This is a genomic window from Halorubrum aquaticum (assembly GCF_900113615.1).
Taxonomy (GTDB): Archaea; Halobacteriota; Halobacteria; order Halobacteriales; family Haloferacaceae; genus Halorubrum; species Halorubrum aquaticum.
Window position 1 is genome coordinate 17,704 of sequence record NZ_FOPZ01000003.1, and the last position, 12,699, is coordinate 30,402.

Annotated in this window: 11 protein-coding genes; 10 read left to right on the plus strand and 1 reads right to left on the minus strand. The window is 56.2% G+C overall.

Annotated elements, in window-relative coordinates:
* Positions 1-1,417 precede the first annotated feature (1,417 nt).
* The 10 genes from F3H10_RS03460 (at position 1,418) to F3H10_RS03505 (ending at position 11,969) form a co-directional block, all read left to right on the plus strand.
* Entirely contained in the window at positions 1,418-1,837 is a 420-nt protein-coding gene (locus F3H10_RS03460; RefSeq protein WP_149783455.1) for a hypothetical protein, read from the plus strand.
* A 139-nt stretch (positions 1,838-1,976) separates the two neighbouring features.
* The gene (locus F3H10_RS03465) at positions 1,977-2,906 is read left to right on the plus strand and encodes a hypothetical protein (RefSeq protein WP_149783456.1); all 930 of its coding nucleotides are present in this window, start codon (positions 1,977-1,979) and stop codon (positions 2,904-2,906) included.
* A gap of 441 nt (positions 2,907-3,347) precedes the next feature.
* Complete coding sequence (locus tag F3H10_RS03470; RefSeq protein WP_149783457.1) at positions 3,348-4,283, plus strand: hypothetical protein; 936 nt, start codon at positions 3,348-3,350, stop codon at positions 4,281-4,283.
* Positions 4,284-4,763: 480 nt separating this feature from the next.
* Positions 4,764-5,678: a DUF7351 domain-containing protein gene (locus F3H10_RS03475; protein ID WP_149783458.1), complete on the plus strand. Its 915-nt coding sequence runs from the start codon at positions 4,764-4,766 to the stop codon at positions 5,676-5,678.
* Between the two features lie 300 nt (positions 5,679-5,978).
* Positions 5,979-6,587: a class I SAM-dependent methyltransferase gene (locus F3H10_RS03480; protein ID WP_149783459.1), complete on the plus strand. Its 609-nt coding sequence runs from the start codon at positions 5,979-5,981 to the stop codon at positions 6,585-6,587.
* A 152-nt stretch (positions 6,588-6,739) separates the two neighbouring features.
* Positions 6,740-7,690 carry a CPBP family intramembrane glutamic endopeptidase gene (locus tag F3H10_RS03485; protein ID WP_149783460.1) on the plus strand — a complete coding sequence of 317 codons (951 nt, stop codon included), beginning with the start codon at positions 6,740-6,742 and terminating at the stop codon, positions 7,688-7,690.
* On the plus strand, positions 7,687-9,384 hold the full coding sequence (locus tag F3H10_RS03490) for a serine hydrolase domain-containing protein (RefSeq protein WP_149783461.1): 1,698 nt from the start codon (positions 7,687-7,689) through the stop codon (positions 9,382-9,384). Before F3H10_RS03485 ends, F3H10_RS03490 begins: the two co-directional genes overlap by 4 nt.
* 611 nt (positions 9,385-9,995) lie before the next feature.
* Positions 9,996-10,334, plus strand: coding sequence for a phosphotransferase family protein (locus F3H10_RS16525; RefSeq protein WP_149783664.1), 339 nt, complete (start codon positions 9,996-9,998; stop codon positions 10,332-10,334).
* Positions 10,335-10,384: 50 nt separating this feature from the next.
* The gene (locus F3H10_RS03500; protein ID WP_149783462.1) at positions 10,385-11,086 is read left to right on the plus strand and encodes a helix-turn-helix domain-containing protein; all 702 of its coding nucleotides are present in this window, start codon (positions 10,385-10,387) and stop codon (positions 11,084-11,086) included.
* A 76-nt stretch (positions 11,087-11,162) separates the two neighbouring features.
* Positions 11,163-11,969, plus strand: coding sequence for an alpha/beta fold hydrolase (locus F3H10_RS03505; RefSeq protein WP_149783463.1), 807 nt, complete (start codon positions 11,163-11,165; stop codon positions 11,967-11,969).
* A gap of 17 nt (positions 11,970-11,986) precedes the next feature.
* Here F3H10_RS03505 and F3H10_RS03510 read toward each other — a convergent pair whose 3' ends face one another.
* Positions 11,987-12,667, minus strand: coding sequence for a helix-turn-helix domain-containing protein (locus F3H10_RS03510; protein ID WP_149783464.1), 681 nt, complete (start codon positions 12,665-12,667; stop codon positions 11,987-11,989).
* Positions 12,668-12,699: the final 32 nt, after the last annotated feature.

Consider the following 12,699-nt stretch of genomic DNA (forward strand, 5'->3'; position numbering starts at 1 on the left):
CTCCAGTCTCCGAAATTCGCGTACCATCCTCGTCCCGCAAGTGTGCGAAGCGATTGTAGTTGACGACGACCCGAATGACTGTTAACGCTACTTTTTCGATCCGTTTGTTCTGCCCGAAGTCGTCGAGATTCAACAATAGCATCGCCCGTACTGCCTCATCTCGCTGGAACTGAGTGACATCGAACCGTGAACAGTACGCTTGCGTGATCCGCTTCTTATCAAGTCGAGCAAGTCGCGCACTCAGCGTCCCATCTGACGGATGCCGTCCCTCGTTATGTTTGGCGAGACGATCAGCTGGTGTTCGAAACCGAGAGAACTTGGAGTGGCGGTAACGCTCTGAAGCATCCCCAATAGAGGTCTCCCCGACAGGTTCGTACCCGACGGCGTATGATTCAACATCGACTCCCCATGCCGGCGGCAGATCTCCGTCCCCTTCGCCCTCGTGTATGGGGCCTGCCCGATAATCTAACCGGGCACCAGTAGTGATATCCCGGATAGTATCGTCAATAGTGGCAGTCTCCCATACCGATTGGCTCATCTATTAACCCTGTACAGGACGCATTCTTTAATGCAGCGCTGCTGAACAGTCAGGAAAACAATAGGATCCAAAATAAAAATGGAGGTGCTTGCTTAATTTTGGTTTAAATATGGTCCTGCGACAATACTGTTATTGAGGGGTTCCCGGCTGAGGTGGCTCGAAGAGCCAGCGAGAGTATGCCGATTTCCCAGCCTCTATTCGAGGCTTTCCCCGACACCCTTTACCTGCCTTATGGCAGGTTCTGGCGATAGGTTCGACTTCGTCAGCTAAGGGTATTACTTGTGGCGCTCGCCCGCGAAGGATTAGACACGAAGGGGCTTCGGGCCCTTTGACCCTACGTCGAGCGGTGTCAGGAGATGACTCCGTGGATTGCGAAGGGTATTCAATGTTCTAAGCAGCAGCCTTGCTTCAGTTACCATTCTGCCAAAGTGAACTTGAGCCCAAAGCATCGTCACTGAGCGTAGCGCGTAGCTTGCCGGTCCGAGATTCCCCTCACCCAACGGCACGATAGCAATTCTCAGAGACCGTTCGTCCGACTGAGCACACTTCGGTAGGGCCAGCTCCGTCCTGCCGACCAGAGGATTCTACCCATGAACACGAAAACCACTAGCGACCAGCATCAGCGTCCAGTTGTGTCGTCCCACGCAGCAGACGAGTACGACAACCGATTCGACAACGGAGACATCCCCCTCGCAACAGCGTGGGAACGCGGTGTACGAGTCGAAGCACCGGACAAAGACTACCACGAGGCTCGGCTCCATCCGCTGATGGACCTCCTGATGACCTGCAAGAACGGAGTCATCACAACCGTGATGTACGCCAGCAAAACACGGGTTCGAGCACCCGGCAAAGTCCGGTGTCAGGGGTGTGGTCATCCCCATGAACCGCTCCGAACAAACGAAACCTGCCTGTGGTGTGGTTCGACCGCCGAGGCTGGCCGGAGCACCGGAGCGATCAGCATCACTCGAAAGGGAGGTAACTAAGATGGCACAAAAGCAGGGACTCGCTGATCTCACAGATCTGTCCGGGTCAGGCGACAATGTCCTGGTCAAAGCTCAGGTCACATGTGAGCAAGACCTGAACAGCCATCGCCCCTACCAGAAGGGACTCCTCTGGGACAAGTCGATGAACTACGGAGACATCCGGGCCTTCGTTGTCTACGACCCCGACGTTCGACTTGAACCTGGAAAGGTCTACATGTTGAACGGCAAAGACCACTACTACGACCCCCGGGACGAAGTCCAGCTTATGCTCCACGATGGAGCCTACGTGAAGGAGCTCTACGACACCAATTCGTGAGCTCCCGGCCTCTATTTTTTACCCACCTCTGGTGTGCTCAGTCGTCGATTGGGTTTGGTAGTTCCATTATCACCCTACGTTGAGAATTTGATTACGGGCTCTCTGGGTTTATGTGGTGACTCTCCAATACAAATAATAGATGCCAGGATTCCACAAGCACAAGGGCGCAGGCTCGTATTATTTTGTCCCAAAGCGACACGGGGACTTCCACACCTACCAACTGGAACCCGAGGCACGAGACATGGTTCTTGCGACCGGGAACGAAGACGGAGATATCGTCTCCTGGGATATATTCTATACGTTGAATGACCTCGGCCTACTCTACTTTAAGAACAGTAATGCTGACCCTCGGGACACAGCTCCAGACCCATCGGCTGTCGATTTCGATATAGTGAGTGAACTTTCAGTTGAGAAGCGATGTTTGTTCGTAGAACGCGTACTGGCTCATTACGAGCTTCACGAAGTGGATTCCAACGCATTCCATCGAGTCGTCGTTTCCCTCAGTGAGGCATCTTCCAACCAACTGGATTCCGTCCTTGACAAAATCTTCGATCACACCCCTGCTTCCGCCGAATGTATTGCTCCGCTGATGTTTATGTTTGAAGAAGGTCTGCCCGATGAGTTTGATTCGATTGCATTAGCGGTCGTTCTTCACTACGCGTACGTTGTTGTACGCCAAGACGATAATACACCAACTATCGTCGATCTCTACGACGGTGAATCTCTCTGTGAGACTGAAAACTACATCTATTACCTCGTTGATGCTGATTTCTGGGATGCTGAAGACGACGCTCAACACCTCGAAATCACACTCCCGGAGACCTATCAAGAAGGGTTCAAAGTCAGTGAGGTAGATGAAGATGTTTTCTTGTCTCTTTGTGAGAGCGTGCTTTCAGCCTCACTACGTGTAGTTCTGAACGAAAAAGAGTCTCGTATCGGTCGAACTGTCATTAAAGGATTATCTGAGGTTGACGATACGTCTGTCTTCGCCGCACCCAAGGAGAGTATTATCGACACTGATGTAGATCTTCTTTCGGAGATTGTGGCTTCATTCGATAAGTCGATATGAATGTGCTTCGGGATCATCCTCTATCCATACCCCTGGTCTACCCCAAGAACATCCTGAATACTGTTATTGACTCATACACCAACCCCGGATCTTATGGCAATTGGTGAAGTTTGGAGTCTACTTATGCTGTTCAGACATCAGAAGCCGGGTATTTAACAGCGAGTACTTCACATACGACTGGTTCAACTGGGATACTACGCCTGACGTATCGGAACACAACGAGTAACTCCGACGAAAAATGATGTATTAGTATCTAAAAAATTAGATAATGAAACGCCCGGACATCGGTGATACGTTCACGAACGGGATCGATAACATCACCGACGACAGGACCGGACAAATCAAAGACCACTCGGTCTATCTATCGGATCGTCGTGGATCGGCCGCGGTAGTTGAACTGTAAACCGTTATTTACCAGTGTGAGCTCATTATGGTACTCTGATGCCGGTCACAGATATCACGATCCCCGATTCGCTGCAGACGGAAGTTGAGGAGTTCGCGTCACGCTATTATTCAATGGTCAAAGAGACGTACGAGTCGCGTGATTCGAGTATGGGGTGGCTTCATCCTGTGATTACGTGGACAGAAGAAACGGCTGAAGAGCACGGATGGGAGTATCTCGATAATGGCGGGGCGCGACTAGTGATCAAGATTCCTCCGACGGCCTGTGCGCCATATGATGGAGCACCATTGGTGCTCAAACTCCCGATTTACCGAGATGATCCACGAGACGGTAGGTACCAGAACGCGTGTGAGGTGAATCTGTGGGCTGAGGCATCGAATGAGCTACGGCCGTATTTACTGCCAGTACTCGCGTCCGGCCAGCTGTATCGGTGGTTACTGATGCCTTGTGCTGATACTGAGAGCGTAGATCGGGACTTGATTTCCCAGCGGTCGCAGGAACTGGTACACGAGCAGGATATTCTGTCTAATGAGGTGGTAGCGGCCCAGAACTGGGGGGTCTGGGAAGGGGAACCTCGGTTGATCGATTATGGGCACGAAATCTCACAGTTTGTGTTGGATGATGTGGACCAGGTGGCTGTAGAGGAGTATGCGCCGGAGATTCCGGCATCGTACGATGACTTGGATACCGGCGATGACGATGATGTTGATAACGAGGTAGACAGAGAAGAGGCGCAGGACGAGACGGTGGATGGACCGGATGCTGAGCAGGTGGTCCTAGATGGGAATGGCCTGCTGCCAACGGAGAAAAACGAGATCCGGGGGCAAGTAGCCGATCAGGGTGCGGTTGCGGGTGAGGCAGTGGAGGTAGATGTTGGTGAAATTATGGTTGTGGAAACGACGCCTTCAACGGGGTCTGCCTTTAGCGTTGATGAGACACTTATTACGGATGAGACGCGAATTCGGTTTGATTGACGACAGTTCGTGGCATTTGAGCTGTCGTTCTTGAATTTGCTAAAGGTGTCACCATGCGCTTGGGGGGTCAGGATTATCTCGATCTTCTATGTCGCTCCCGATATCCCAAGTGTTGTCACCTGACGGCCCAATGCGAGGGTAGCTGCTATATTCACCGGGAAGTTGACGTTCATTTCCATCACGTAGAGTCGAAGTTCGCGCTCCTGCAACTCGATAATATCACGCCGGGAACAGACAACCTCTCCTATGTGCCGATCGGACGGATGCACGGAGATAGTCGTCTGGTACTACCGTTCTTTCCCTATGGATACGATGGAAGTGGCTTTAGCTTCCTGATTGGGGCCCTCGTGGCACTTCTGGTCGTGATTGTCTTGGGGGTGGCAATACCGTGATGTCCTTGTTAGAGAATTTGCCCCCGTGATCTTCTCTGCGGAGCCTTGGATTCAATAGCGAGGCGGGTTGAGCGTTATATGATCAACTATGGGAGAGTCTTCCTCAGCGACCGAGATCTTCCGATTGCTTTCCGACGAAACCCGGGTCGATATTCTGTGTGCGATCGCCGTCGCGCAGTCTGAACTCGAACAGGCTGGGTCAGGACCAGCTGAACTCGCATTCTCCGACATCTACGACCATGTAGACGTAGAAAATACATCGAAGTTGTCGTACCATCTCGGAGAACTCACAGGAACCTATCTTCGGAAGAGTGATGAGGGATATTCGCTCTCGCATGCGGGGGAACGTATCGTCCGATTCATCCTGTCGGGTAATTACGAGCAGCCCGAGTCGTTCGGGCCGGAACCGGTCGATGGGATGTGCGTGTTCTGTGGCGAAGAAGCACTTGAAACACGTCTCTCGCATCAGTTTTTCCGTATTGATTGTGCGGCGTGTGACCAACAGGTTGCAGGGCAGCCAATTACGCCGGCACAGGTTCGGGACCGAACGGCCGAGGCGCTCATCCGAAGTGTAAAATTACAGGGTGCGGAGGATTACAGGCAGGTGCGACGGGGACTGTGTCCTGAGTGTGGGGCGCAACTCTCAGCTGAAGTACTGGGGCTGCCAGAGAGTCCATTACCGGATGCTGATTCGTTTCTCGTGACGAGTCAGTGTGATGCGTGTCTACGGACGTACAACAGCCCGCTGACTTACAGCGTCGCTTACCATCCGGCGTCTATCGCGTTTTACTGGGACCACGGGATTGACGTGACGACGAAAGGTATCTGGGAGTTTCACGAGTACGTTTACGATGGACGGTGGGCGTCTGAGCAAGTGGCGTCTGATCCTGACGAGTACGAAGCTCTGATGCAACACGGTGAGGACACTCTTCGACTTCGGCTTGATTCGAGCGCGACCGTCACGGCGACTGAGCGCGTGCGACGTGAGAGCCGCGAGTTTTAGCGAACCTAACAGAATTTTTACGAAAGCGGCGTTGAGAGATGCGTCCTGTTGACCATCGATTTCCCTAACCGGCGGTGATAATCGCCTGTACGTCGGGTAATTCGCTCAACCGATATTTTGAAACGAACGCGATAAATTATCAAATATACGATAGTTTTATTGGTGCTGGAGGTACGACTCTCACTTGCAGTCAACGGACACCGACCCATGCAATCAAACACCCCCGCTGACACGCCAGACCAGCAGCACCGTCCGCAAAGTCCCAGTGACGACCAAAAGCAGTCAGACCAATCACGTTCGATGTCAGCCGACGATATCGCCGACGCGTACGCAGACGTAGCTGACAAACTCGCCCGATGGCGACACCTCGACCGTCTATTCGCCGGTCGATATCGCCGCCACCAGTTCGCGGATGCGGACGGCCGTGTCCTCGACGTTGCCTGTGGCACCGGCCGGAACTTCCGATATCTCAGCAATGCGCGAGAAGTCGTCGGTATCGATATCAGCGCCGACATGCTCACTCATGCCCGCGACGAACTCGACCGACTCGGACTAGACGGCAGCGTCCACCAGATGGACGCGCAGGCACTCGACTTCGCCGACGACAGCTTCGACACCGTCATCTCGTCGTTCTCCACGTGCACGTTCCCCGACCCGGTCGCAGCGCTCCACGAGATGGAGCGCGTCTGTGACCCTGACGGCGAGATACTGTTGCTCGAACACCGTCGCAGCGACGCCGCACCGCTCGCCTGGCTCCAGGACTGGCGCGCCGAGTCCCACTACGAGAAGAACGGCTGTCGATTGAACCACGAACCCGTGGCGACCGTCCAGCGCGCAGGATTCTCGGTCGAAAACGTCTCCCCGGCGTTCTTCAGCCTCATCTCTACCATCGACGCCACTCCGAGGTGACCATCCAATGAACACTCATACTACCCGCACTTCCACGCCTCGACACAACACCAACCACTCCACTACTAAGGTTCCCGGCCGACCGATGCGACAGCAGCACAGCACGCATACGGCCCCGACCCCGAGTTCGGCCGACACGCCGGAGGTGCCGTATGTCTAACGTCCGAGCTCGTCTTCACTCCATCGTCTGGGGTCAGGAAACTGGCCGCGTCCGCGCCGTCTGGCGCGTCCTCGTCCCGGTACTCGTTGGCTTCCTCGCGTTACGACTCGCAGGTGCAGCCGCGCTCGGATTCGACCTGAATCGCGGTGAAATGATGCTGACCGCCTTCGCCGGAACCACCCTCGTCATGCTGGCTGTGCTCAGCGTCTCGGCCCGGTATCTCGACCGCCGTCCAGTCAGAGAGTACGGGTACACCCTGTCCCGTAACTGGTGGCTCGACCTCGTCGTCGGCATCGGACTCGGGAGTCTCGTCGTTGGCATGACGTTCGTTATCGCGCGCTACACCGGGTCGCTACGAGTGACCAGCAACACAGTCCTCCCAGATGCCACCACCCTTGGCTGGCTCATCGCGTTCTTCGCTGGGTTCGTCGGTGTCGCCTTCTACGAGGAGTTCATCTACCGCGGCTCGTTCATCACGAACACGGTCAAGGGACTCACCGCTCGCGGTGTCACTCGGCCTGTCGCAACTGCTGTTGCGTTGCTCGCAAGCACGGCCGCCTTCGCACTCATCCACCTGCCGGGTGCGATCATCGCAGACGCCAACGTCGTGCTCGTTGCCGTGAAGACCGGGTTACTCGGCGGCTTGTTCGGCGTCGCGTACCTGCGCACCGGCGAACTCGCACTCCCAATGGGCCTGCACCTCGGTGTGAACTATGCGTTGATGCACGTCTTCGGCATCGGTGCCGCAGAAACGCCCGGCATCCCGACGCTACTCACGGTCGAACACACCGCAACCGGCCTGTGGAGTCCGGGTCGCGGCCTCCCGCTGTTCGCAGCGATCCTCATCGGGTACGGCCTCGTCATCGCGTGGACACGATGGCGACACGACACCAGTACCGCCCAGCAACGCACACCCCTCACCCACACCCGTTCCGACTCATGACACGATCACGATCCGCCACAGTACGCTCCAGCGACGATGGAACCACGCGGCGAGCGTTCCTCACGACCCTCGGCGCACTCGGACTCACAAGTCTCGGCACCACAGGTCAAGCCAGCGCCACGACCGACGCCCATACCGATATGGCACGTTCAAGTACCGACCCGTTCCCTGACTCAGTCGAACTCGAAGCATTCGTTGACGACGTGATCGCTGACCGGATTGGGACGACGACCCCCGGCGCAACTGTCGCCATCGTTTCCGGGGACACACCGATCCTCACCAAAGGATACGGCTCCGCTGATGTCGATGCAAATATCCCGGTCCGCGCTGACGAGACGGTCTTCCGGGTCGGATCAGTCGGGAAACTCGTCACGTACACGGCCGTCATGCAAGGCGTCGAACAGGGTGTGCTTGACCTCGACACGGATGTCAACACGTACCTTACCGACTCCGCCGTTACAGTCGCAGACACGTACGATGACCCCGTGACGCTCCGGCACCTCGGTACCCATACCGCCGGGTTCGAGTCAACACTTGACCCGGAAATCGTCGCTGACCCCGAGGCACTCACCTCACTGGAAACGTTGCTCGCTGATCACCAGCGCTCACGTGTCCGCCCGCCCGGTGAACACGTCGGGTACTCCAACTACGGCGCAGCGCTCGCCGGCCACATCGTCGCCGAAGCCCACGACACCACGTTCGAAGAGCACGTCCAGTCGGAGATCTTCGACCCGCTGGAAATGACCCACAGCACGTTCGCTCAACCCGTGCCAGGCGATCAGCCCAGCGACCTCGCAGCCCCACACGTCCGTGACAGCGAGTCGTTCCTCGCAGCTGACGACGTGTACATCAACATGCGCCCAGCGGGCTCGCTCAGCGCCTCAGCGACCGACATGGCAGCGTTTATGAGCGCCCACCTCGGCGACGGCGCACTCAATGACAGCCGTATTCTCGATGCGGACACCGCCGAGCGGATGCACAGCCGCCACCACGTCCGACACCCGGCAGTCACCAACTGGCGGTATGGCTTCCACGAGTACGGTGATCCCGACGCTAACCTCATCGCTCACTCCGGGGCCACGGTTAACTTCACGAGCCATCTGCTGCTCGCCCCTGACCATAACGTCGGTATCTTCGTCGCCTACAACAGCAAGCCAAGCGAGCAACCAGCAGCCATCGTTGATGAAATCGTCGCCGAGTACGACCTGCAACCCGCACCGACCACCCCGCAACCGACAGCCAAAGAAGACGGCCGAAAGCGCGCCGAAACCGTCGCTGGAGAGTACAGTGTCACGTACCTTCCCCAACGCGGGCCACTCCAGGTAGCGGACCTGCTGGAACACGTGACTGTCGAACCTACAGGCGACAGCCAACTCCGCACGACGACACTCGAAGGCGACGCCCGACAGTGGGTCGAGACCGAACCGTATGTCTACCACGAGGTCGGCGGACACGATGTCATCGCTTTCGAAGTCACAGATGGTACCGTAGACGTGATGAATATGAGCAGCGAACCGACCGGCGTCTACCAGCCAGTCCCGTTCCATGAACAACAGGTCGTCACCGGAGGTATCCTCGGGACGGCGCTTTCGGGCTTCGGCCTCTCGCTCGCCGGGTGGGGTGGCCACAGCGTCTGGCAGCAGTGGAAGCAGCATCGTAGTGACGACGAACTAGGTATGGAGGACTCCCAATGACAGAACAACCTGTCTCTCAGTCCAAGACCGGACAGCAGACCGAGCACGATGACCGGAACAGGTTCGCTTACGGTGTCAAACGCCGAGTGACCAGTCCCTCCTGGCTCGCCCGCGCAGCAGGCGTCGCTCTGAGCAGTGTCTCCATCGGGTTCGTGGTGCTTTTCCTCTTCGTCTTGGAAACGAGCGGCGAACTCGCGCTCATTACGCGACCATTCCCGATGCAAATCGCGTTAGCACTCCCAGTTGTGATCGCGGTTCTCACCATTGGAACGACGGTTGGTGCAGGGCTCGCGTGGTGGAATCGGTACTGGTCACTTCGAGCCCGAATTCACCAAACAGTCTTAGCGCTACTGGGACTCGGATTTTGCTGGCAACTCGTTACGTTAGGGTCCCTCTCGTTGTAGGACAAACCACTCATTAACGAACCATAGAAGAATCAACAATGCTTCCGAGCTTGGGATACATTACGGAACTGGAACAGGCTGCCGACCGTGGAAACGCAGCGATCAATTCAAAGGTAGATGTCGAACCCCAAGAAGTCCGAGACGCAGCACGAGCAGTGCTTCCGGATGCGGACTCCGTCACCCTCCACAGAGAGCTAACAACCGGAGCTGGCGGCATTAACATACGTCTTCACAGCCGAGGATAAAGCGTCAAAGTACGTTCTCAAAGTCGCTCCAGAAGAGGCTGCAGACCGCATTCAGAAAGGAGCCGAGATGTATGAGTATCTCCACCGTCTAACGGAGGTTCCAGTTCCAGCAGTATACTCTATTCGCCCCTCCCCCTCCAAGCTCTCGTATCCGTATTCGATCGTTGAATACGTACCAGGTGATGAGCTGACGAGCATTCCGCAGTTCAAATCGTTTCCCCGGGAGCAGAAAAAGACGCTAATACGTGAAATGGGCCGTGTACTCGGTCAACTACACACAAACGCAATTCGAGACCCCTAATCAATAGGGTTCGAAACAAATAATCAACGACACTACTTGAACCGTCGTATATGAGACTGGTCGCTGAATTCGAGATCAAGTGCGAGGCTCTCCCTCTCGTTGAAGTAGCATCGTCAGTTCCCGAGGCAACGTTGATCCTCAAGCTGCAATTCAATCACGGGGAACGACCGCTCTTTCTCGTCACCGTGAGTGGTAGTTCACACCAAGAGATTGGGGACGCTCTTACTGCTGCCTACGATGTCGGTGAGTGGACGCTAGTCGGACAGGCCGGGGACACACACCGCTATCAGGTTATACCGGCGCTCAGTTTCGAAGAGCAACTCGGTGGCCACATTGACGACCTTTCGGGGCTTGAATCGCTTGCGACGGCAGACGCCATCATCGAGCGAATCGAGGTATTACCGAATGGTTGGCAACAGACAGGCTGGTTTGCCAGCCGCGAAGCATTCGACAATTTCGCCTCGTTCTGGCAACAGAACGCCGATTTTCAGTTATCTCGCCTCACTCGTGACGGCGAATCTGAACCGCCCGGCGACGGATTAACAGACCAGCAGCAGGAGGCGCTTCGGACGGCCTACGAACTGGGTTATTTCGACATCCCACGGCAGGCGTCGTTGGAGACGGTCGCTGCAGAACTAAACATCTCTGCATCGTCGGTGTCCGAACGGTTGCGCCGCGCTCAGACGCAACTCATCGAGGAGACAGTGGCGACGACCTGGCCGCCTCTCCCTGACCGAACCACCACACACTGAGATCACCCCGTACTTAAACGGCCGGATGATTGAGAGACAGTAATTCCTCGGGTCCGTGCGACCATAGAGATGTACAATGCAGACAGTACCCTCCGCAGACGGTACCAGTATCGCGTTCGAGCAACACGGAGAGGGACCACCGCTCATTCTCCTCCACGGTGGCTCGTCTCCCCAGTATTGGAAGCCGATAGTTCCGCGGTTCGCCGAAGACTATACGGTCGTTATCCCCCATCGACGCGGCGTGGGAGAAAGCGGCGACTCTGAAGAGTATAGCCTGGACCGGGGTGTCGAGGACGTTCGTGCGGTTATCGATGCAGTTGATGGGGAACCGGTTCTGTTCGGACACTCATTCGGCGGCTTGCTGGCGATCGAGACCGCTCGGACTACGTCAGTCGAGAAACTCATCGTATACGAACCGGCAGTCCTCGTTGGTGAGTACAGAGAACAAGCAGACCTCGCGTCACAGATGCAGGCACGAATCGATGACGGGGACCGCCGGCAAGCGATGAAGTTCTACATCCGTGAAGTCATGCACGGTGGCGACATTGACGATCTCGACGGCTGGCTCGCCGAGTGGCCGCCGTGGCCCGACATCGTCGCTCTGACAGAGAACATCGCACGAATCAATCGTGCCATCGAACAGTACCGTCTCCCCGACTCGCTAGACATCGACGCGCCAGTACTTATGCTGACCGGAACCGAAGGACCGCCCCATCTCCAAGATGGCATCCGTGCGGTTGATGACGCCCTCTCGAACCGTCAGCTTGTCGAGTTCGAGGGTGTCGGTCACGGTGGCCCGACAGAAGCACCCGATCGCGTCACAGCTGAGGTGCGCCCCTTCATCGACGGAGAGGAGAACCCAGTTCCCGAGAGCGGCGACTGAGCCCGAGTCACCTCATCTCATCCCGTCGCAGACCGGTCGTCGTAGAGCGCAACAAGACGCGCCTCTGCTTTTCGCAGATGGTCCGCGGCGGTGCTTTTCGAACACCCGATTTCATCAGCGATTTCACGAACGCTCGCCTGACGAGGAATTTCATAATAGCCGCGTTCCCGTGCTACTTCAAGTACTTCCTGTTGCCGGTCAGTTAGCGCTGTGACGTGGGATTCTCGATACGCGTCGTACTCACCAAGCCGGTTGATAGACACAGCGAGCTGATCGGGTAGATTGGCAACCAAGCCTTGCAGTGCGTCTTGGTCGCCGGCGACTTCGAAGAGCATCTCACCGTCAGACCCGTATTCGACTGGTGGCACGATGAGTAGTTCCGTATCGGTAAGGAGGGCCCGAAGGCGACTGGCGAAATCCTGTGCAGTCTCCCGAATGAAGACGTAGAAACTGCGGTCATCGACTGGTGTCACATCGTATTCCTGAATGGTCTCGACGGTGTCGAGCGCTGCGACATACTCCTCACGGCCTTCTTCGACCTTCCCGATGACGTGGAGCAGCGTCGTCACGTACTCGGGGTTCGAGAAGTTCCAGTGGCGTAAATGCGCTCGTTGAATCGAGTTCTGTTCGACGAGGAACTGGTGCATCGGATGTCTCGCTTCAGGTGGGAAGTGAATCTGCAGCTGGAGGTATCGCATTGTCGGAGACAGCAGTCCAGGGGTAGTAAAAA